At 69.5% G+C, this 20104-nt stretch carries 19 protein-coding genes and 1 pseudogene; 7 read left to right on the plus strand and 13 right to left on the minus strand.

What is annotated here, in order from left to right:
• Positions 1–80: 80 nt before the first annotated feature.
• From rocD to ACIBI9_RS16915, 3 genes are all read right to left on the minus strand, one after another.
• Positions 81–1295 (minus strand): ornithine--oxo-acid transaminase, encoded by a 1215-nt coding sequence (gene rocD, locus ACIBI9_RS16905; RefSeq protein ID WP_397222997.1) that lies wholly within the window; start codon positions 1293–1295, stop codon positions 81–83.
• Positions 1296–1297: 2 nt separating this feature from the next.
• Positions 1298–2095, minus strand: coding sequence for a dimethylargininase (gene ddaH / locus ACIBI9_RS16910; RefSeq protein WP_397222998.1), 798 nt, complete (start codon positions 2093–2095; stop codon positions 1298–1300).
• 123 nt (positions 2096–2218) lie between these two features.
• The gene (locus tag ACIBI9_RS16915; RefSeq protein WP_364837124.1) at positions 2219–2704 is read right to left on the minus strand and encodes an Lrp/AsnC family transcriptional regulator; all 486 of its coding nucleotides are present in this window, start codon (positions 2702–2704) and stop codon (positions 2219–2221) included.
• Between the two features lie 91 nt (positions 2705–2795).
• Between ACIBI9_RS16915 and ACIBI9_RS16920 the strand changes: the two genes are divergently transcribed.
• Positions 2796–5141 (plus strand): GH1 family beta-glucosidase, encoded by a 2346-nt coding sequence (locus ACIBI9_RS16920; RefSeq protein ID WP_397222999.1) that lies wholly within the window; start codon positions 2796–2798, stop codon positions 5139–5141.
• A 20-nt stretch (positions 5142–5161) separates the two neighbouring features.
• On the opposite strand, the gene ACIBI9_RS16925 is transcribed toward ACIBI9_RS16920, so the two are convergent.
• On the minus strand, positions 5162–6334 hold the full coding sequence (locus ACIBI9_RS16925; protein WP_397223000.1) for a hypothetical protein: 1173 nt from the start codon (positions 6332–6334) through the stop codon (positions 5162–5164).
• A gap of 78 nt (positions 6335–6412) precedes the next feature.
• Here ACIBI9_RS16925 and ACIBI9_RS16930 point away from each other — a divergent pair, with 78 nt between their 5' ends.
• Positions 6413–7357 (plus strand): isopenicillin N synthase family dioxygenase, encoded by a 945-nt coding sequence (locus ACIBI9_RS16930; protein WP_397223001.1) that lies wholly within the window; start codon positions 6413–6415, stop codon positions 7355–7357.
• A gap of 20 nt (positions 7358–7377) precedes the next feature.
• Here ACIBI9_RS16930 and ACIBI9_RS16935 read toward each other — a convergent pair whose 3' ends face one another.
• The 3 genes from ACIBI9_RS16935 to ACIBI9_RS16945 all read right to left on the minus strand — a co-directional run bounded on the left by ACIBI9_RS16935 (position 7378) and on the right by ACIBI9_RS16945 (position 10531).
• On the minus strand, positions 7378–8763 hold the full coding sequence (locus ACIBI9_RS16935; protein WP_397223002.1) for a glycoside hydrolase family 16 protein: 1386 nt from the start codon (positions 8761–8763) through the stop codon (positions 7378–7380).
• A 110-nt stretch (positions 8764–8873) separates the two neighbouring features.
• A complete protein-coding gene (locus tag ACIBI9_RS16940; protein ID WP_397223003.1) occupies positions 8874–9683 on the minus strand; it encodes a hypothetical protein in 810 nt (269 codons plus the stop codon).
• Positions 9680–10531, minus strand: coding sequence for a hypothetical protein (locus ACIBI9_RS16945; RefSeq protein ID WP_397223004.1), 852 nt, complete (start codon positions 10529–10531; stop codon positions 9680–9682). The genes ACIBI9_RS16940 and ACIBI9_RS16945 overlap by 4 nt, the downstream gene beginning before the upstream one ends.
• Positions 10532–10740: 209 nt before the next feature.
• Between ACIBI9_RS16945 and ACIBI9_RS16950 the strand changes: the two are divergent.
• Together ACIBI9_RS16950 and ACIBI9_RS16955 are read left to right on the plus strand one after the other, a co-directional pair.
• Positions 10741–11481 (plus strand): annotated as a pseudogene (locus ACIBI9_RS16950) (DUF5753 domain-containing protein).
• Positions 11468–11683: a DUF397 domain-containing protein gene (locus ACIBI9_RS16955; RefSeq protein ID WP_397223005.1), complete on the plus strand. Its 216-nt coding sequence runs from the start codon at positions 11468–11470 to the stop codon at positions 11681–11683. Before ACIBI9_RS16950 ends, ACIBI9_RS16955 begins: the two are co-directional and overlap by 14 nt.
• A 159-nt stretch (positions 11684–11842) precedes the next feature.
• Here the strand turns inward: ACIBI9_RS16955 and ACIBI9_RS16960 are convergent, their stop codons facing one another.
• The 4 genes from ACIBI9_RS16960 to ACIBI9_RS16975 all read right to left on the minus strand — a co-directional run bounded on the left by ACIBI9_RS16960 (position 11843) and on the right by ACIBI9_RS16975 (position 14076).
• The gene (locus ACIBI9_RS16960; protein ID WP_397223006.1) at positions 11843–12100 is read right to left on the minus strand and encodes a hypothetical protein; all 258 of its coding nucleotides are present in this window, start codon (positions 12098–12100) and stop codon (positions 11843–11845) included.
• A 5-nt stretch (positions 12101–12105) separates the two neighbouring features.
• Positions 12106–12561, minus strand: coding sequence for an NUDIX hydrolase (locus tag ACIBI9_RS16965; RefSeq protein WP_397223007.1), 456 nt, complete (start codon positions 12559–12561; stop codon positions 12106–12108).
• Positions 12486–13253, minus strand: coding sequence for a glucose 1-dehydrogenase (locus tag ACIBI9_RS16970; RefSeq protein WP_397223008.1), 768 nt, complete (start codon positions 13251–13253; stop codon positions 12486–12488). The genes ACIBI9_RS16965 and ACIBI9_RS16970 overlap by 76 nt, the downstream gene beginning before the upstream one ends.
• A gap of 184 nt (positions 13254–13437) precedes the next feature.
• On the minus strand, positions 13438–14076 hold the full coding sequence (locus ACIBI9_RS16975) for an SET domain-containing protein-lysine N-methyltransferase (protein WP_397223009.1): 639 nt from the start codon (positions 14074–14076) through the stop codon (positions 13438–13440).
• Between the two features lie 241 nt (positions 14077–14317).
• Here ACIBI9_RS16975 and ACIBI9_RS16980 point away from each other — a divergent pair, with 241 nt between their 5' ends.
• Positions 14318–15433, plus strand: coding sequence for an alpha/beta hydrolase (locus ACIBI9_RS16980; RefSeq protein WP_397223010.1), 1116 nt, complete (start codon positions 14318–14320; stop codon positions 15431–15433).
• 555 nt (positions 15434–15988) lie between these two features.
• On the opposite strand, the gene ACIBI9_RS16985 is transcribed toward ACIBI9_RS16980, so the two are convergent.
• Together ACIBI9_RS16985 and ACIBI9_RS16990 are read right to left on the minus strand one after the other, a co-directional pair.
• On the minus strand, positions 15989–16246 hold the full coding sequence (locus tag ACIBI9_RS16985) for a hypothetical protein (protein ID WP_397223011.1): 258 nt from the start codon (positions 16244–16246) through the stop codon (positions 15989–15991).
• A gap of 405 nt (positions 16247–16651) precedes the next feature.
• On the minus strand, positions 16652–17197 hold the full coding sequence (locus ACIBI9_RS16990) for a TetR/AcrR family transcriptional regulator (protein ID WP_397223012.1): 546 nt from the start codon (positions 17195–17197) through the stop codon (positions 16652–16654).
• 190 nt (positions 17198–17387) lie between these two features.
• Between ACIBI9_RS16990 and ACIBI9_RS16995 the strand changes: the two genes are divergently transcribed.
• Both ACIBI9_RS16995 and ACIBI9_RS17000 read left to right on the plus strand, forming a co-directional pair.
• Complete coding sequence (locus tag ACIBI9_RS16995; protein WP_397223013.1) at positions 17388–18227, plus strand: oxidoreductase; 840 nt, start codon at positions 17388–17390, stop codon at positions 18225–18227.
• A 304-nt stretch (positions 18228–18531) separates the two neighbouring features.
• Positions 18532–19983: an aldehyde dehydrogenase gene (locus ACIBI9_RS17000; RefSeq protein ID WP_397223014.1), complete on the plus strand. Its 1452-nt coding sequence runs from the start codon at positions 18532–18534 to the stop codon at positions 19981–19983.
• The last annotated feature ends 121 nt before the right edge of the window (positions 19984–20104 follow it).

A 20104-nucleotide genomic window follows, 5' to 3' on the forward strand; every position in this document is an offset into this window, starting at 1 on the left:
CTGGACAGGGCCCGGCCACGTGCGGTGGCTGGGCCCTGCCGTGCTCTGCCGTAAAAGACCTTCGAAAGCTCGAACGGCGGTCAGGCGGTGTTGAGCTCGTAGAGCGCGTCGGCGAGTTGGTTGACCGCCCACACCAGGTCCTCCTCGGAGACCACGATGGGCGGAGCGAGGCGGATCGTGGAGCCGTGGGTGTCCTTGGCGAGGACGCTCCGCGCCATCAGCGCCTTCGACACCTCGCGCCCGGTCGCGAGCTCCGGGTCGATGTCCACGCCGGCCCACAGCCCGCGCCCGCGCACCTCCACGACCCCCCTGCCGATCAGCTCGCGCAGCCGGGCGTGCAGCACCTCGCCGAGCTTGGCGGCCCGGGCCTGGAACTCGCCGGTGTTCAGCAGCTCGATGACCGCGATGCCCACCGCGCACGCCAGCGGGTTGCCGCCGAAGGTGGACCCGTGCTGGCCGGGCTGGATGATCCCGAGCACGTCCCGGTTCGCGGCGATGGCCGAGACCGGTACGACGCCGCCGCCGAGCGCCTTGCCCAGGACGTAGATGTCGGGCACGACCCCTTCGTAGTCGCACGCGAACGTCTGCCCGGTGCGTCCCAGCCCCGACTGCACCTCGTCGGCGATCATCAGGATCCCCTGCGCGGAGCAGAGCTCCCGGATCTCGCTCAGGTAGCCGTCCGGCGGCACGAGCACCCCGGCCTCGCCCTGGATCGGTTCGACCAGCACCGCGACCGTGTTCGGGTCGACGGCCTGCCTGATCGCCTCGGTGGAGCCGTACGGCACGAGCCGGAAGCCCGGCGTGTAAGGCCCGAAGTTGTCGTGTGCCTCCGGATCGGTGGAGAAGCTCACGATCGTGGTGGTGCGGCCGTGGAAGTTGCCTTCCATCACGATGATGTTTGCCTGGTCGGGCTCGACGCCCTTGACCTCGTAGCCCCATTTGCGGGCCACCTTGATGGCGGTCTCGACGGCCTCGGCGCCGGTGTTCATGGGCAGGATCAGGTCCTTGCCCGTGAGGTCGCCGAGACCGGCGCAGAACTGCGCGAACTGGTCGTGATAGAACGCGCGGCTCGTCAGGGTCAGGTTGTCGAGCTGGTTGCGGGCGGCCTCGATGATCCTCGGGTGGCCGTGGCCGAAGTTGAGCGAGGAATAGCCGGACAGGCAGTCCAGATATCGCTTTCCCTCCACGTCGGTGACCCAGGCGCCGTGCGCCTCGTGGATCACGACGGGAAGCGGATGGTAGTTGTGCGCGCTGCGGCGCTCGCTCATCTCGATGAGCTCTGCGCTGGTGGTCATGGTCAGTTCTCCCCCCTGATCTCCAGTGTGCAGCACTTGGGTCCGCCACCTGCCTTACGCAGCTCCGACAGGTCGACGGGGATGACCTCGTAGCCCCGCCGCTTGAGCTCCAGCTGGAGGTTCGACGCCTCGGCGTTGATGATGACGTTCCTGCCGTCGCTGACCGCGTTCAAACCGAGCACCTCGGCGTCCTCGGCGGCCGCGATCAGCGCGTCCGGGAACAGCTTGCGCAGCACCTTCCTGCTGCCCTCGGAGAACGCCTCCGGGTAGTACGCGACGTTGCGCCCGTCGAGCGGGAACAGCGCCGTGTCCAGGTGGTAGAAGCGCGGGTCCACCAGCGTCAGGGAGATCACCGGGCGGCCCAGGAACTCCTGCGCCTCCTGGTGCGCCACCACGTCCGTGCGGAAGCCCGTGCCGGCCAGGATGACGTCGTCGAGCGTGAGGAAGTCGCCCTCGCCCTCGTTGACGCGCGACGGCTCGCGCGCCGGGTAGCCGCGCTCGGTGAACCACCGCAGGTAGACGGGGCCCTCGGGGCCGCGTTCTGCGTGGGCGAACCGGGCGCCGTAGACGCGGCCGTCCACGACCAGCGCGCCGTTGGCGGCGAAGACCATGTCGGGCAGCCCCTCGATCGGGTCGATCAGGCTGACCTGGTGTCCGAGCTCCTCGTACGCCGCCTTCAGGCCCTCCCACTGCCGGACCGCCAGGTCGCGGTCCGCGCCGGCCTCGGGATCCATCCACGGGTTGATCGCGTACTCGACCGTGAAGTAGTCCGGACGGCACATCAGGAAGTGTTTGGGCATGCAGGTCTCCGTCGACGTTTGTGGGTGGATGTCCTTTTCGAAGGGACGGAGACAGCCTAAGAATGCATGTTTATGCAGGCCAAGTGTTTGGCATTGCGTGTTCGCGCAGGTCTGTTGCGTCTTTCAGACCTGGGCCTGCGATCCGTTGCGCGGCTCCGGTACGGCGGTGCCAGGAGGTGCGTCCACGAGCCGCGAGAGCACAATGGAGCTCTTGGTCCGCACCACGAACGACTGCGCCGCGATGCGCTCGATCACCCGCTCCACGTGGCGCACGTCCGTGGCCCTGATGTGCAGCAGCGCGTCCGCCTCGCCCGTGATCGTGGCCGCCCCGACCACCTCGGGGAACTTCGCCACGGCCAGCGCGATGTCCGACGGCTTCGTCTTGCCCTGGCAGAACAGTTCTACGTACGCCTCGGTCGTCCAGCCGAGCGCCTGCGGCGCCACCCTCGCGCTGAACCCGGTGATCGCCCCCGTCTCGCGCAACCGGTCCACCCGGCGCTTGACCGCCGACGCGCTCAGCCCCACCTGGTGTCCGATGTCCGCGAAGGTCGCGCGGGCGTCCTCAACGAGCGCCGCGATGATGTCACGATCGAGCCGGTCCAGTTCCACGCGCTCTGTATACAGCCTGGCCAGGCTGGCGCGCGACGAGCGGCACGCGGGAGACTAAGCGGGCAAACAGTCATCGGAGGGTTCCGCCAGAATGAGCACCGCAAGCTTCCCCGAGGGTTTCGTGTGGGGAGTCTCTACCTCGGCCTTTCAAATCGAGGGGGCCACTTCCGCCGACGGCCGCGGGCCGTCCATCTGGGACGTATTTTCCGCCGACCGCGCCGAGGCCTGCGACCATTACCACCGTCATCCCGAAGACGTGCGGTTGATGAAAGACCTGGGAATGGCCGCCTACCGGTTCTCGGTGAGCTGGCCGCGGGTGTTCCCCGATGGTTCGGGCAAGGTGAACGAGGCCGGGCTCGATTTTTACGACCGGCTGCTCGACGAGCTTCTCGCGGCCGGCATCACGCCTTATGCGACCCTTTATCACTGGGATCTGCCGCAGGGGGTGGAGGAGCTCGGCGGCTGGCCGTCCCGCGACACCGCCCGCCGTTTCGCGGACTACGCCGCCGCCGTGCACGGCCGGCTCGGTGACCGGGTCGACACCTGGTTCACGCTGAACGAGCCCTGGGTGGCGGCCTTCCTGGGATACGGCGACGGGAGCCACGCGCCGGGCCGCAAATCGGCCGCCGAGGCGTTCAGGAGCGCCCACCACATGATGCTCGCGCACGGGCTGGCCGCGCAGGCCCTGCGCTCCGGCGGGGCGGCCCGGGTCGGGACGGTGCTCAACATCTCGCCCGTCCTGACGCCCGCCCAGGTCAGCGACTTCGGCAGGCAGCTGTCGGAGGAGGACGCCGAGGCCGTGGCCAGGATCGACGCCCTGGCCAACCGGCAGTTCCTGGAGCCGATGCTGCGCGGCTCGTACCCCGCCGAGCTCCTGCCCATCATCGAGCGCAACGGCGGCCTCGACCACATCCGCGACGGCGACCTCGACATCATCGCCCAGCCCCTGGATCTGCTCGGCGTCAATTACTACTCGCCTTCTGTGGTGCAGGCCCAGCCCAGCGAGCCCGCCGCCCCGGCCTTTCCGGGAAGTGAGGGCGTGCTGTTCTGCACGATTCCGACGGCGGTTACCGCGATGGGCTGGCCGATCGTGCCCAATTGCCTTTCGCTGGTGTTGCGGCGCCTTTCCGTGGAATATCCGGAGCTCGATCTGATGGTCACCGAGAACGGCGCCGACTTCGTCGACGTGGTGACCGGCGACGGCATTCACGACGTCGAACGCATCAGTTTCATCGAGGAGCATCTGCGGGCCCTGCTGTCGGCCGTCGCGGACGGCGCCCGCGTTCGCGGATATCTCGTCTGGACCCTGCTCGACAACCTGGAATGGACCGAGGGCTACCAGCGGAAGTTCGGCCTCGTGCACGTCGATTTCGCCACCCAGAAACGGCGGCCGAAGGACAGCGCGCTGTGGTACCGCGACGTCATCCGGCGCAACGGCCTCGTCGAGACCCGGCCCAAGCGGCCCACGCTGGAAACCGTCGCCGCCCGCGCCGGCGTCTCCCGCGCCACCGTCTCGCGCGTGGTCAACGGCGAGGCGTCGGTCAGCCCCGAGGTCCGCACGGCGGTGATGCGGGCCGTCAAGGAACTCGGCTACGTGCCCAACGCCGCCGCCCGCAGCCTGGTCACCCGGCGGACCAACGCCATCGCCCTCGTCCTGTCCGTCCCCAGGCAGGGGGACGCGCTGACGGCCGCCGTCGTCCAGTACGTCACCAGCATGCTGGAGGGCGCGGGCAAGCAGATCACGCTCATGCTGGCCGACACGGCCGAGAGCCACCGGCGCATCGTCCAGCAGGCGGAGGCCCGGTTGGTGGACGGCGTCGTGCTGCTGCCGCCCGACCGGGGCGACACGCTGGCCGAGCGGATCTCGCGTACGGACGTGCCGATCGTGCTCCTCGGCAAGCCGGCGGTCACCTCGCTGGTGCCGTACGTGGACGTGGACAACGTCGGCGGCGCGGCCGCCGCCACCGAGCACCTCCTCGCGCGGGGGCGCCGCCGCATCGGCATGATCTGCGGCCCGATGGACCTGGTCGCCGTCCAGGACCGCCTGGCCGGGCACCGGGCGGCGCTGCAGCGGGCGGGCGCGCAGCCGCTGCTGGCCCTGGCCGACCTCAGCCGCGCCTCGGGCGCGGCGGCGGCCCGGCAGCTGCTCGGCGACGAGCCGGCGCTGGACGCCGTGTTCGCCGCCACCGACCAGCTCGCCATCGGGGCGCTGCAGGCCGCGCGGGAGCTGGGCCGGCGGGTGCCCGAGGACCTGGCGATCGTGGGCTTCGACGACGTCGACGCCGCCTCGGCCACCACGCCGGGGCTGACCACCGTGCGGGTTCCGCTGGCGGAGCAGGCGCTGGCCGTCGCGCGGCTGCTGCTGTCGCGGTTGGAGGGCCGCCACACCACCTCCGTCGTGGTGCCGACCCGGCTCGTGGTCAGGGAGTCGAGCTGAGCCTCGTACCGGGACGGGAGTCAGGAGCGGGTGCGGCGGTGGAGGACGATGCGTTCGGCCCAGCTGGCCGCCTCCGGGTCCTTGAGGCCCTCCACCACGCCCCCCAGGTACGCCGTGGCCAGGCTGTCGAAACCGCTGTCCAGCCGGCGCAGGCGGCCGGCCCTGCGCCGGTCCACCGCCTGAAGGTATTGGGCGATGCTCTCGGCGTACCCGGCGTCGCGCTGGTAGGCGGCCTGGGCGGCGGCGCAGGCCCGGGCCTCGGCGTCGCGCTTGGCCCGCAGCTCCCGTAACCGCTGGTCGTTGGGGTTGTGCATGCGCCGGCCCAGGTCGGCGGCGATCAGGGCGGTGGCGATCAGGAGGGCCAGGAGCAGGATCATGGTGGGCACCTGGCTGACCCCCTCCGAGGTGGGCCCGATGTCCTGGCCGTCCACGACCAGCGGCTTGACCAGGGCGTCCCGGCGCAGGACGGCCACGGCGACGATGAGGCCGAGCCAGACGAGCGCCACCCCGGCCAGCAGCCACCGCCCCCTGGCCGGGCTGCCGTGCTCCTGCCATGACCGGAACGCGCGACCGTACATGTGCGGCGCCACCAGCATGATCAGAGCGGCGCCGGCCGCGAACAGCGCGGTCATCGCGACGCTGTCGCCCCAGTTGAGGATGACCTGGTAGAGGATGGGCACCTCGACGATCAGCAGGAGCAGCAGGAGGAGCGCGGCGGGCAGCCAGCGGCGGACGACCGGCCAGCGGCTGCCCGAGATCGCGATGGAGCTTGGCCGCCCGTCGCCCGGCCGCCGGCTCGGCTGCTCCAGCTCGGTGACGTGGCGCTGGCTGTCGTCCAGCGCCTTGCGCGCCTCCCCGAACGCGCGCTGCGACTCGGCGAGCCTGATCTTCTGCGACTCGAACTCGGCGCGGGCCCGCTGGATCTCCTGCTCGGTACGGTCCTCGATCTCGGCCAGCTCGGCCAGCCGCTCGTCCTCCAGCTCGTGGAAGCGCGGCACGCTGCCGGTCTGGAGCGTGAGCGTGTCGATCTGGCCGTCGGCCGCGTGCCCCCTGCCGAGCTCGCGTTCCTCGTGGCGGCGCCGCGCCCAGTCGGGCAGGTGGTAGAGGTCGCCGTCGTACGCCACGGCAGGCGTGATGCGGGTGACCTGGCCAGGCTCGACGTCGTCGTCCTGCTTCCGGCGAATGAAGCGCATCAGGCCTCCTACCGCGGGGTCCTCTTATCGATTGTGCGTCACCGGGCGCCGGGAGCGGGCGGATGTCAAAATGACGGCGTGAGCGAATTGCCGGTGATCGACGTCTCGCCCCTGCTCGCCGACCCCGCCGACCCCGCCAAGCGCGCTGTGGCGGAGGCGATCGGCGAGGCGTGCCGGGACAGCGGCTTCTTCTACGTCTCCGGCCACGGCGTGCCGCCGGAGCTCCCGCGCCGGCTCGACGCCGCGAGCAGGCGCTTCTTCGCCCTGCCCGAAGAGGTGAAGGCCGAGATCTCCATGGAGCGGGGAGGCAAGGCCTGGCGCGGCTTCTTCCCAGTCGGCGACGAGCTGACCTCGGGGCGGCCCGACCTGAAGGAGGGCATCTACTTCGGCGCCGAGGAGCCGCCGGGCCCGCTGCCGCTGCACGGCCCGAACCTGTTCCCCGCCCAGGTGCCCGAGCTCCGCGACGCCGTGCTCGACTATCTCGGCACGATGACCGCGCTCGCCCAGGCCGTCATGTCGGGGATCGCCCTGAGTCTCGGCCTGGACGAGGACTACTTCCGTTCCGGCTACACGGCCCAGCCGACCGCGCTTTTCCGGATATTTCATTATCCGCCCGCCCCGCCGGACGACCCCGACACCTGGGGCGTCGGCGAGCACACCGACTACGGCCTGCTGACCCTCCTCCTCCAGGACGCCAACGGCGGCCTCCAGGTACGCACCCCGCGCGGCTGGATCGAGGCCCCGCCCCTGGAGAACACCTTCGTCTGCAACATCGGCGACATGCTCGACAAGCTCACCGGCGGCCACTATCGCTCGACCCCGCACCGGGTGCGCAACCGCAGCGGCAACGAGCGCCTGAGCTTCCCGTTCTTCTTCGACCCCGGCTGGGACAGCGAGGTACCGCCGCTGCCGTACGCCCCGGGCCACCGCTGGGACGGCCAGGTCGACTTCACCGGCACCTACGGCGAGTACCTGCTGTCCAAGGTCTCCAAGGTCTTCCCGAGCCTTTTTGAGACCCTCTGAGCGCCTCAGCTGGTCGAGCCTCAGCTGGTCGAGAACGTGAACCAGTTGACGTTGACGAAGTCGGCGGGCTGACCGCTGCTGAAGGTCAGATAGACGGTGTGCGTGCCGGTCACGCCCGAGATGTTGGCCGGCACCGTACGCCAGCTCTGCCACCCGCCCGTGTTGGCGAGGGCGAAGTCACCGATGGGAGCGGCGGTGGGGCTGTCCAGCCGGACCTGCACCAGCCCGCTCACCCCGGCCGCGGCACCGGACGCCACCCTGGCCCTGAACTGGCGGGCGGCCTCTGTCCCGAAGTTCACGCCGTCGAACCGGAGCCAGTCGCCGTTGGCGATCGCCCCGACGTTCTGACCGCCGCCGGTGTCCGTGGTGGTTTCGACGATGGTGCCCGACTGCGCCTGATACTGCTCGGCCTGGATCGTCGAACGGGCGTCCACGCCCCCGGGCGGGTTGGTCGGAGGGGTGCCGCTGCCGCTCTGCCACACCGCCACGTAGTCGACCAGCATCGGCCGCCCCGGCACGGTCGCCGCCGTGGGCGTCTGGCCGCCGAGCGCGTTGGGGAACGCCCCGCCCATCGCCACGTTGAGCAGCAGGAAGTAGCCCGCGTGCCCCGTCATGTTCGACCAGGTCGCCGCGTCGAACTGCGACTGGCTCACGCTGTGGAACTGCTGCCCGTCCACGTACCACCGCAGCTGGTTGGGGCTCACGCTGCGGTCCCACTCGAAGCGGTAGGCGTGGAAGGCCGCCTGGCACGTCGAGCTGGGGCAGGCGCGGTTGGCGCCGAGGCCGGTGGTCTCCTGGCACGGCCCGCCCGGGTTGACGCCGCAGTGGAGCACGCCCCAGACGGCGTTGATGCCGTTGACGTTCTCCATGATGTCGAACTCGCCGATCCCCGGCCAGTTCCAGTAGTTGCCCCGGTACGGCGCCCCGAGCGCCCAGAACGCCGGCCAGTAGCCCAGCGCGGCGTCGCCGGTCACGTTCGGCATCTGGATGCGTCCCTCGATGCGCAGGATCCGGCCGTCGGCGGGCTTGAAGTCGGCCCGCCTGGTCTCGATGCGCGCCGAGGTCCACTCGCCCGAGCCGCTGCGCTGCGGCGTGATGCGGAGGTTGCCCCCGCCGTCGAGGCTGAGGTTGGAGGTGCTGGAGGTGTAGTTCTGGATCTCTCCGGTGCCCCAGTTGGCCGGGCCGCCGGGGTAGGAGTGCCCCGTGTCGACGATCCAGTTGGCCGACGAGGGCAGCGTATTGGCGGCGCCGTCGAAGTCGTCCGACCAGACCAGCGACCAGCCCGACGGGGTGGGCGGGACGGCGGCCGATGCGCTGACGGCCACGTTGACGAGCAGGCCGCTGAGCGCCGCGAGCGCCACGGCCACCGCCGCCAGTCGGCGCCGGTGCCGGATGGCTGTTGTCATCGTTGCTCCATGGGGGGTGAGGGCATTGGGAGAGAGAGCGCTCTCTGAGCCGATGTCAACACAGGCTTTACCTGCTGTCAACGTCGAGCACTCCTGAGGAGCACGCTCTCCTAGAGAAGATCCACCGTGCTCGTGCCGGACGCCTCGAAGGCCTCCCTCCAGAAGCCTTCGAGCAGCGGGAACCGGTCGGGGCTCGACGTCTTCTCCCGCAGGAAGCCGTGCACGACCACCGTGTACCCGGTCAGGTCGGGCAGCAGCCGCGCGTCGCGCAGTTCCTTGATCTTCTGCTTGCGCGCGCCCTCGCTCAGGTCCAGCTTGTTGATGTTCAGGTCGCCCCGGTTGTTGATCAGGTCGCTGAAACCGATGAGCCGGTGCGGCTTGTCCGGCTGCCGTTGTGCGCCGAGCTGCTTGGCCACATACCGCAGGGCTCCCAGCACGTCGGACCCCTCGCCCTCCGCCGGGCAGTCGAACAGCTTCACCGCCCTCGGCACCACCTCCGTGATCCGGTGCGCCCTGACGCGGTCCTCGACCACGGGGTTGTCGTTGGGGTTCTCGGCCTGGGTGGCGGCGATGGACACCGGGTCCTGGCGGCAGGTGCTGCTCTCCGAGCTGCCCGTGACGGCCGCGAACCCGATCCAGTCGCAGCCCTGGGCGAAGGCGGGCAGCTTGGAGGTGACGTCGTTCCTGGAGGTGGCGGGGTCGGCGTAGCTGGTCGAGTCCACGATCACGCCGCAGACCGCCTTGGCCTCGGTCCCGCACGCCGCGACGGTGGCGACCAGGAGAAGCGCTGCCAGCACCGCCAGCACCGCCCCGCCGGCCCGGCGGACGGCCGGCCCGGGCGTAGCCTGCGCGCCAACGCCGCCGGGCTGCGACCCACTCGCCTGGGGCCCGTCGTCGCCGTCACGCTCCTCGGCCCTCATGCGCCCTCCTGTCCACGCTCCGAGGCGCGATCGTCCTCGGCGTCCGGCGCGTCGCGGTCCTCCGGGACGGCGGGATCAGCGGGCGGCGGCGGGGAGAGCGGGCGGCGCGTCCCTCCCGGCAGCTCGCGGGGCATCACCTCGGCGTGCCACACCTCGATGCGGTTCTCGACCTCCCGCAGGATCCGCGCGATCTCCTCCCGCCCGGAGATCGCCGTGGCGGTCTCACCCGTGGCCCCCATCGCTATGACCTCGCCCTTCCATAAGGACGGGATCTCCTCCCTGCGCGGATGGGCCCGCAGCACCCCGCCCTTGTACGCGGCGATGAGCTGCTCGGCCCTGGCGTGCACCGCCTCCACCTCGTGGTCGCGCTCGATCAGCGCGCTCTCCCACTCCTGGGTGAGGTGCTCGATGCGGGCCCTGGCCCGCTGCACGCCGGCGTTCGCCTCCTCCACCACGGCCCGCCGCCGCGCCTCCGCCCGCCGCGCTCTCGCCTCCGCGATCGAGATGAACGCGTCCGGCGGCTGCTCGCCGTCCTCGTCGGGGACGTGGCCGTTGGCGGGAGCCGGCTCCGGACGCGTGTCACTCCTGGCCAGCTCCCGCAGGATCACCTCGCGCGCCCCCAGCGCCCGCTCCAGGATCGCGGTACGGGTGGCCGCCAGCCGCCGATCCACCTCGGTGACCTGCTCGCGCGCCAAGGCCCGGATCTCGGTGACGTAGGAGGGCTGGAACTCCGGATCGGTGAACTCGCCCAAAGGATGCTCCCGGGCGTCCCGCATCCCCCGCCGACGCGCTTCCTCCCGCTCGGCCGGCGGATCGCGCCGCTTGAACAGCCGCGACAAGAACGCCATTCGCGTCTCCTGGCTTCAGCCGGATCCGTGTCCCTGCCCCCAGGCTAAACGGCCACTTTCCGGAATGGCGGCGATGTCACCGTCCCGCGCATCGCCTCGTGGCCCGCGGCGGATGAGAACTTCGTAACTAACAGTAAAGACTTGACTGCCTACAGTTATAGTTCGATGCCATGTAGGGCTGTAGGCGGCAGGCAGGCGAGGGGTGTGATGTGTCAGCGAACGGAAACAGCCGCCCAGATCACTTACAGCGGGAGCATGGTCGGGCACATCGAGCGGGGCGACCGACTCCTCACCAGCACTTCACCGAAGAGGTCGAACGGGTCCTCGGGTTCAAGGGCGAGCTGCTGGAACTGCTTCCGGAGACCCACGCCGACCCGGGGCCTGAGTGGTTCCGCGACTGGCCAGGCATCGAGTCGGCCGCGCACACCATCCGGGCATACCAGCTCGCGCTCATCCCAGGACTCCTCCAGACGGAGCGGTACGCCGCGAGCGTGTTCGCGGGCGCGCCAGGGGCGATCCCCTAGCAGGTGGATGTAGCCGTGCGGGCGCGGCTCAAGCGGCAGGAGATCTTCACCCGGCTGAGTCCGCCGATGTACTCCGTGCTGCTGGACGAGACGGTTCTGCTCCGTCCGGTGGGCGGCGCGGAGGTCATGAGCGAGCAGCTCGCGCATCTGCTGTCGATGGTGGCGCGGCCCCGCGTCACGGTGCGCATCGTGCCCCTCGCGGCAGGTGTCACCACCGGCCTGCTGGGGTCGTTCGTGCTCGCGCAGGTGACGCGCTCCGCCGATGCCGCGTACCTGGAGACGGCGGAGACCGGAGAGGTGACCAGGCAAGAAGAGAGGGTTCGGGCAATCAGCGAGCGATGGGACGCGCTCAGCCACGTGGCGGCGCCCACGTTCGTCAGCGAGCAGATCATTCGTGAGGTGATGGAGCGCTATGCCGAGCAGTGAAGAGCTGAAGGACGCCAAGTGGCGTAAGGCCCGCGCGTCGGGCGACAACGGTGGCGACTGCGTCGAGGTGGCCCCGCTCTCCGGAGGCCGCGTCGCCGTGCGGGACAGCAAGGACAAAGATGTGGGGCCCGTCCTCGTGTTCACCGGGTCGGAGTGGGCGGCCTTCAAGGACGGCATGAGCAAGGGCGAGTTCGACTTCTAGCCGGATCGACAATGGAGCTCGCGGGCCGCATCCTCCGCAGTCCACAGTTCGGCAGGCAGGTCGAGAGCCACGCCTCCATGATGCCTGCCCCGGGCGCCAGTAGGGCGGCGCCCGAGGAAACCCGACAAGGGCTCGTTGTGCCGCCGCACGACGACGGGATCAGCGTGCGGAGGGGAGCCATTCCGGCCGCAGGTCGGCGAGCTCGAACACGCCAGACCCGTGTTCGGCCAGTAGCTCGGCCACTTGCTCGGGCTTCAGATCGATCGACGCGATCCCCGCAGCCGAAAGCGGCACCTCCTGCACGAGGTACTCGCCTCTGGCCGGCTCGGCAAACTCCGGGCCTGTCCGCTTCGCCGGATCCCAGGACTCGATGGTGGCAAGGAAGAAGAGGTGACGTTCCTCTGCGCCGTCGATCACGTGGATCAGGGAGTGGATGCGTGCTTGCCCGCCAGTTCCTCGCGTACCTCCCGCAGCAGCGCCGCCTCCAGGCTGGCATCGCTGTCCTCCACGCCTCCTCCGGGAGAAGCGAGCAGGTTCCTGAGATCCTGCTTAGCTGATGGCTTCGAACCTAAGGTGTGAAACTTGGTGCAGAGCCATGGGGGCGTTGGGTTTGAGTTGGAGGAGCGCCTCGTTGGCTCGCTCGGGGCACGCCAGATGATCTTGCTCCTGAACGCCCAAGCTGGGCCACCGGCTGTTGGCCTGCCTGGGGAAGCGTGGCACCTGCCTGGGATTCGCCTGTGAAACACCGCTGGGCGGGTCGGCCGCGCGGGCGTCAGGGTTGGGATTCTGTGACTGGCCGGCCTTAGCGTGCGGTGTACCCGCCATCGACCGGAAGCGCGACTCCGGTGACGAAGCTCGCGCCCGGACTGCACAGCCACAAAACGGCCGAGGCGATCTCCTCGGCCTTGCCCAGCCGTGCCATCGGAGTGGCGGCGAGGGCAGCGTCGATGTCGAGTTCCCCGGCGTTGACCATGCGCTCGACCATGGGAGTGTCGATGGTGCCGGGACAGACGGCGTTGATCCGCACACCACGAGGGGCGTACTCCAGAGCCGCGCTCTTGGTCAGGCCGATGATGCCGTGCTTCGTCGCATCGTAGGAAGCGGGTCGTGGGTCCCCCACGAGCCCGGCGAGCGAGGAGCAGTTGACGATCGCCCCGGAGCCCTGGTGGCGCATCTGGGCCAGTTCTTGCTTCACGCATGCCCAGACGCCGCGCAGGTTGACGGCCATGACGCTGTCGAACGCTTCGGCCGGCTCATCGGCGGCATCGGTGTCCGGGATCATGATCCCGGCGTTGTTGAACGCCATGTCGAGCCGCCCGAACTCATCTACGTTCCTGTCCACAGCGGCGGCGACCTGCCGCTCATCGGACACATCGCAGGCAAGGGGCAGAACCTGGCAGCCTCGCTCGGAGAGCTCTTGCGCGGTCTTCTCGACGGCGTCCTGATCAATGTCGGTGAGCACGACGGATGCGCCTGCCGCGGCGAACGCTCGTGCGGTGGCCGCCCCCATACCCGCACCGGCGCCTGTCACCATGGCTACCTGACCGCTAAAGTTGTACGTCAAGGTCATCGGAACTTCCTTTCCCTCTGTGGTGTGCATTGAGGTTCCGCCCTCAGACCGGCTGTCCCCGCCGGGGATACCCCGTGGATCGAGCCGGTGAGCTGGGACAAGGGCAGGCCCGTCCCTCGGTTGGCATGGGCGATGATCTCCGTCGCGATGGACACAGCCGTCTCCATCGCTGACCTGCCCGCGCTCACTCGGCATGGTGGTAGACGATCTGCCAGTTGCCGGCAATGACCTTGAGGAGCATGGTCTGGTGCCGCCGACCACGCACAGTCTGGGCTTCGGCAGAGCACAGCGCTTCCCAGCGTCCGGTACCGACAAGCCACTCAACCTCGGACAGTGACACAAATCCGACCTCGGACACCGTGGCGACGAACGCTTCCCGGCCACGGACCGCGCGTCCTACCACCCATAAGGTGGCATCACGGTCGATCAAGGCGGTGAGGAGCTCGCCCGATCCTTCGCGGAGCGCGTACTGGTAGGCGTCAACGAAAGTGCCGAGCTCACGGGCGGTTTCCTCGTTGGCGTCGATGGTGACCGGCTCGCCCCGCGCGATGGACCGAAGCGCGATATCGCACCCTCGATCGAAGTCCTGATAACAGGACGGATCGTCAGAGTGGTTCACGAAGCGTGCTGGCGCCGGATAGAGGTAGCGGCGGCCTCCGTAGCTGTGCACGAAGAGATCCTCGCCGGCGGGCAGGGCCATGTAGGCAGCCTCGTCGAGTGGCTGGAGCTGATAAGACACAACGACCTCACCAGCGGCGAAGTCACGAGCGGCGTAAACGCCGAGACCCGCAAGGTTCCCAGAGCCAAGAGTCACATCGTCCACAGCGCCACACCCTCTCTACAAATCAGAGGATTGACACGGCGCGGGTGTCCGGGAGGTGTCGGTGTGTCATGCCTTCGACGCTACGACGCACATCCCGTGGGGTGGGGGGGTTGAGCTTGTACCCCCTATAAACGCGCTCTGCCTCGCTGGGCGCAGAAGCGGTTGCCTGGAATCGCGCCTCGGTCACGACACCACCGACCGTCGCGCCTTTTCTCCACCGATCGAATATGAGGTCCACTCTATGGAACGTCGCAAAGCGCTCGGACTGATCGCCGCCACCGCCGCCTCCTTCACGGCTCTGCCCTCCTTCGGTGCGGAGGCCGGCCGTGCCGCGGGCGCCACAGGACAGGGCAAGGCCACGGCCAAGGGCGGCTACACCTTCGCGCTGGACAAGAACGTCAAGCGGACCTCGGTGCGGTTCAAGAGCCGCTACGGCATCGAGGTCGCTGCGGACCTCTACGTGCCGAAGAACGCCAGGGGCAAGCTGCCCGCCCTGGCCGTCAGCGGCCCGTTCGGCGCGGTCAAGGAACAGTCCTCGGGGCTCTACGCCAACGAGTTCGCCCGCCGCGGCTACGTCGCCCTCGCCTTCGACCCCTCCTTCACCGGGGAGAGCGGCGGCACGGTGCGCGACGTGGGCTCGCCCGACATCTACACCGAGGACTTCAGCGCCGCCGTCGACTTCCTCGGCCTGCAGAAGATCGTCGACCGCGAGCGGATCGGCGTGCAGGCCGTCTGCGGCTTGAGCGGTATGGCGCTCACCGCGGCGGCTGCAGACAGCCGTATCAAGGCGGTCGCCACGGCCTCGATGTACGACATGTCGCGCAGCATGTCCCGCGGCCACGAGGACTACTACACGCGTGAGCAGCGCCAGAAGGTCGTGGACCACCTCAGCCGGCAGCGCTGGATCGACGCCGAGAAGGGCACCTACGCACGGCTCTCGCACGAGGTCCCCTTCGACGAGAACGGCAACGTCGCCCCCTCAAACCGCGTCCTGCCCAAGACCCTCCCGGCGGACGCCGACCCGATCACGAAGATCTTCTTCGACTACTACCGCACCGAGCGCGGCTACCACCCGCGCTCGATCAACTCCACCACCGCGTGGACCGGGACCACGCCGATGTCGTTCTTCGCCTTCCAGCAGATGACGAACATCGACATGTTGGCGCCCCGCAAGGCCCTCCTGGTGGCCGGCGCCGACGCGCACTCTCGCTACTACTCCGAGGACGTCCAGGCGACGGCCCCCGACACCGTCGACCTCGTGATCGTCCCGGGCGCGGACCACGTCGACCTGTACGACCGCAAGGACCTCATCCCCTTCGACAGGCTCGACGAGTTCTTCACCAAGCACCTCGCCTGACCGGAAGTGCCCTCGACAAGCCGGTACCGCCACCGGCCTGTCGGGGAGTCCCCACGGCGGAAGCGGCCTCTCGGGAACGGTCGGGACAGTCCCCCGCGGAGCTCCCGATGCCACCGTGGTCAGCAACGGATTGCCTGCCTCGCGCACAGATTCGGCATGGACCCAAATCGAACTACGCAAGCGCAACGAACCGAACGAGGACGAGTCGTCCGGGCCGTTCTTCACCCGCCGGCGCGAGACATGTCGTCCTTCTTGGGGTGCCGGTAAGAATCAAGGCACACGGCCCAAAGCGACGGCGCGTAACCGGGCGCTCCGGGACGACACTTGGCGAGCAACGCGACCTGCGGAAACGCTCGATCCTGCGTTATCGCGCCGCAGGGCGCCTGACTCATCCCCGAACGCCCGGATCGAAACCGGCCCTCTACGGGTGACACCCTCGTGCACCGTGACCTGCGGCGACGCCGCTCGTTTGGGCCGTGTGGCGCGATTCGGGGTGTCGGTAAGACTCGTGCAGCCAGGTACACGCGATTGAGTTCGCCCAGTTCAGCGGTGGCCCTACTGATCGGTGGGGAGATGGCTGACGGCGTCTTCGAGGTCGGCATGGGTAGGCAGGGTGTAGCGGCCCGGCGGGCCCAATGGGCGCGGCTCGGCGATCATCCCGCCGCCGACCATCGCGGTGGACGATGCGGCGCTCCTGGCCGCCAACGACGCCCGCAACGCCGCGAACGCCGCCCGTCGGGCACAGCTCGTGAACCAGGCGCGCGTCATCGCTGCCCGAGCCGCCAGCTCGGAGTCCCGCTCGGCCGCCGCCACGGTGGGCCCTCCACTCGGGTCCGTGCCACCAGCCGCAATGTAGTTGTGAGTAACCGGGATCTCCCGGATGGCTTGACATAAAGCTTAAGGCGGACGCGGCGACGCCCGCAGACAGCGCATCACAAAAACGGCAGTAAGTGCCCACGGCCCAAGACGCGGTCGCACTGGATCAACTGCTTGGCACAAACGTCCCCATGCCCGATGTAGGGCGAGGGCCGTCGGTTCGACCCCGACAGGTAGCTCGCAGATCCGGATGTGCAGACGCGCCCCGGACCGATCACGGTCCGGGGCGTTCGTACGCACCCGAGCGAGTTGTTGCATCCGCATGGCTGACGAGAGTTCGAACCGTCGATGGGCGAGTTGTCAGAGGTCGCCTTGGGCCACCGCGGCCGGGCCGGTCGGTCGTCAGGTGGCGCCGAGGCCGCTGAGGAAAGTGCTGGCGACGAGGTCGGCGGCTTGCGGGGGATCCATGGCGGGGAACTTGTGGGCGGCCGTGTCGACGAGTCCGTCGAGGACCGCCCGCGCCCAGGCCGCGTCGGTGCCGGCGCGCAGGTAGCCCTCGTCGATGGTGCGGCGGACGAAGGCGTCGAGTCGGGCGCTCTGCTCCTGGCGACGGATGCCGGCCTCGGGGTCCTTCTGCATCATGCGGCGCGTGTCGACAGGCCATTGACGGCTGACGGGGATGATCCCTTCCAGGTAGCGGTGGAGGGCGACCGGAACAGGGGCCTCGGTGAGGCGTGCCTCGTCCAGGACCTGTTCGGCGGAGTCGAGTTTGGCCTGGAAGACGGCACTGAGCAGCGCCTCGCGGCTGGCGAAGCGGCGGTGGACGGTGGTGCGGTCTACTCCCGCGGCGGCGGCGATGGCCGCCATCGAGGTGCCCGGGTCCTCGGCCAGCAAGTGGGCCCCGGCCTGGAGCACAGCGGTGAGGTTGCGTGCGGCGTCAGCTCTCATGATCTGGAGATTCTACGTCCAGTGGTCACTTTCGGCGCGACATCCAACGTGTGAGTCGTAACATCAATAGAAACTGCAACTCTCATGTTGCAGTAATGGGAGATTCCTCTACTATGAAGTGGCAAGCCCGCGCTGGAGCGCGGGGAGAACGACGAAACGACGAGACGACGCACGAGAAGAGGGATGCGCTATGTCACGGACTTGGCTGATCACCGGCGGCTCGCAGGGGCTGGGCAAGGCTCTGGTTCTCGCGGCGCTGAGCGCCGGCGACAGGGTCGTGGTGACTTCTCGAAGGCCGGAGACGCTGACCTCCTTGCGGGCCGAGCACCCTGAGCGACTGATGGCGGTGGCGCTGGACGTCACCTCCCCGTCCGACGCCCGGGACGTGGTGGCGACGGCGGTGGAGCAGTTCGGTTCGATCGATGTGCTCGTGAACAACGCCGGTTACGCCACCAGCGGCTCGATCGAGGACTTTCCAGAGGATGAGTTCCGCGCGCAGGTCGAGGCGAATCTGTACGGCGTGGTCAACCTGACCCGGGCGGTGCTGCCAGTGATGCGGGGCCGGCGGTCCGGGCACATCGTGCAGATATCGTCCATCGGCGGACGCGTGGGCGGCACGCCCGGCCTCAGTGCCTATCAGACCGCGAAATTCGCCGTCGAAGGGTTCTCCGAGGTGCTGGCGAATGAGGTGGCCCCGTTCGGCGTCAAGGTCACCATCGTCGAGCCCGGCGGCATCCGCACCGGCTGGGCCGCGGGCGCGGCGGAGCCGTCCGGTCCCGTCACCTCCGACTACGAGGAGACGGTCGGCGCGTGGCGCGCGAGGCTCGCCGAGTACGCCGGCAACGAGCCGGGTGACCCCGACCGTATGGCCCGCGCGGTCGTCGGCGCGGTGGAGGCGGCGAAGCCCCCGCGTCGGCTGCTCCTCGGCAGCGATGCCCTGGAGATCGCCATCAGCGCCGAGGAGGCGCGCCTCGCCGAGGCCCGCGAGTGGGCCGAGGTCAGCCGCTCCACGGACTACCCCACCGCCTGACCACTTCGTTCCGGTGATGCGCCCGCACGCTCGGGCACCATCGGGAGCTGCCCGACCACCGGAGGTCGGCACAACCACCGGAGCGCGGCTGCCCGACCACCGGAGGCCGACGCGACCACCGAAGGCCGGCTCAGCCGGCCTGGTCGGAGCGCCTACCTGTCCTTTCGACATGACCGCAGAGCGGCTTCGCCCAGATCCCCGCACGCGAGGTGGCACCGCCCGCACCCGTCGGCTTGCCGACGCGCCCCCACTCCCTCCTCCCCACCACCCTCTCGCCCCTTTCGCACAAAGGAACCGTGAAGACATGACTGTTCGCGACAAGCTCTACATCGGCGGCGCATGGGTCGCCCCCAGCGACCCGAATCTGCGGATCGACATCCTTTCCCCGCACGACCAGTCCCTGCTGGGCAGCGCCGCGCAGGCCGCGCCCGCCGACGTCGACGCCGCCGTCGCCGCGGCCCGCGCGGCCTTCGACGACGGGCTCTGGCCGCGCACCAGCCCCGAGGAGCGACAGGAGATCGTCCGGCGCTACGACGCCCTGCGCGCTGCCCACGCCGACGAGGTCGCTCGGGCCATCTCCGTCGAGAACGGCTCGGCCGGCTGGTTCACCAAGGCCGGCCAGCCCTTCCTGACCCGCCAGGTGAAGGCGTACCTGAAGGCGGCCGAGGAGTTCGGCTGGGAGGAGATCATCGAGCCGTCCGACCCGTCGGTGTCCTTCGACACCATCGTCCGACGGGAGGCGATCGGCGTGGTCGCCGCCGTCATCCCGTGGAACTCGCCGTTCTCCGCAGCCACCGCCAAGCTGGTCCCGGCCCTGCTGGCCGGAAACACCGTCGTCCTGAAGGTCTCCCCGGAGAACTCTCTCAGCATGATGCTGCTGGCGGACCTGTGGCACGAGGCCGGGCTTCCCGCGGGCGTGCTCAGCATCCTTCCCGCCGACCGCGAGACCAGCGAGTACCTCGTCTCTCACCCCGACGTCGACAAGATCGCCTTCACCGGCTCCACCCGCGCCGGCCGGCGCATCGCCTCCATCGCGGGCGAGCACCTCAAGCGGGTCAGCCTGGAGCTGGGCGGCAAGTCCGCCGCCCTCATCCTCGACGATGCCGACCTGGACGCCACCGTCCAGGGCCTGCGATTCGGCTCCTTGGCGAACAACGGCGAGGCCTGCATCCTCCAGACCCGCATCCTGGCCCCGCGCAGCCGCTACGAGGAGGTCGTCGCCGCGATCAAGGCCATGGTCGAATCGCTGAAGGTCGGCGACCCGTCCGCTCCGGACACCTTCATCGGCCCGATGATCCGCCCCGACCAGCAGCAGCGCGTCATCGACTACATCCACGTCGGCATAGCGGAGGGCGCCCGGCTGGTCACCGGCGGACCGCAGATCCCCGAAGGCCTGGAGAAGGGCAACTACGTCACCCCGACCGTCTTCGCCGACGTCGACAACTCCATGCGCATCGCGCAGGAGGAGATCTTCGGCCCGGTCCTGTCCGTCATCGCCTACGACGACGAGGACGACGCCGTCCGCATCGCCAACGACTCCGCCTACGGCCTGTCCGGCGGCATCTGGACCATCGACCCTGAGCGGGCCCTTGCCGTCGCCCGCCGACTGCGCACCGGCACGGTCACCCTGAACGGCTCCCCGATGAGCTTCGACGGTCCGTTCGGCGGCTACAAGGCGAGCGGCATCGGCCGTGAATACGGCAAGGTCGGCCTGACCGGCTACGTCGAGCACAAGACGATCACCCGCGACCGGTAGTCGCACACCCTGCGACACAAGCACAGCGCAGCCACAGCCCCTGCGGCCAGCGCCCCCGCGCGCCGGACGGGCCCACCAACGACACGGGCCCACCCGCGGCACGGCCCGGCCCGTCCGGTCC

It is taken from the genome of Nonomuraea sp. NPDC050451 (assembly GCF_044458585.1).

Coding starts and splice junctions, on each gene's coding strand:
- ACIBI9_RS16920 (WP_397222999.1), top strand. CDS start 2,796: ATGAGCACCGCAAGCTTCCCCGAGGGTTTCGTGTGGGGAGTCTCTACC.
- rocD (WP_397222997.1), bottom strand. CDS start 1,295: ATGACCACCAGCGCAGAGCTCATCGAGATGAGCGAGCGCCGCAGCGCG.
- ACIBI9_RS16970 (WP_397223008.1), bottom strand. CDS start 13,253: ATGACCTTGACGTACAACTTTAGCGGTCAGGTAGCCATGGTGACAGGC.
- ACIBI9_RS16925 (WP_397223000.1), bottom strand. CDS start 6,334: ATGCGCTTCATTCGCCGGAAGCAGGACGACGACGTCGAGCCTGGCCAG.
- ACIBI9_RS16990 (WP_397223012.1), bottom strand. CDS start 17,197: ATGAGAGCTGACGCCGCACGCAACCTCACCGCTGTGCTCCAGGCCGGG.
- ACIBI9_RS16935 (WP_397223002.1), bottom strand. CDS start 8,763: ATGACAACAGCCATCCGGCACCGGCGCCGACTGGCGGCGGTGGCCGTG.
- ACIBI9_RS16940 (WP_397223003.1), bottom strand. CDS start 9,683: ATGAGGGCCGAGGAGCGTGACGGCGACGACGGGCCCCAGGCGAGTGGG.
- ACIBI9_RS16995 (WP_397223013.1), top strand. CDS start 17,388: ATGTCACGGACTTGGCTGATCACCGGCGGCTCGCAGGGGCTGGGCAAG.
- ACIBI9_RS16955 (WP_397223005.1), top strand. CDS start 11,468: ATGCCGAGCAGTGAAGAGCTGAAGGACGCCAAGTGGCGTAAGGCCCGC.
- ACIBI9_RS17000 (WP_397223014.1), top strand. CDS start 18,532: ATGACTGTTCGCGACAAGCTCTACATCGGCGGCGCATGGGTCGCCCCC.
- ACIBI9_RS16980 (WP_397223010.1), top strand. CDS start 14,318: ATGGAACGTCGCAAAGCGCTCGGACTGATCGCCGCCACCGCCGCCTCC.
- ACIBI9_RS16945 (WP_397223004.1), bottom strand. CDS start 10,531: ATGGCGTTCTTGTCGCGGCTGTTCAAGCGGCGCGATCCGCCGGCCGAG.
- ddaH (WP_397222998.1), bottom strand. CDS start 2,095: ATGCCCAAACACTTCCTGATGTGCCGTCCGGACTACTTCACGGTCGAG.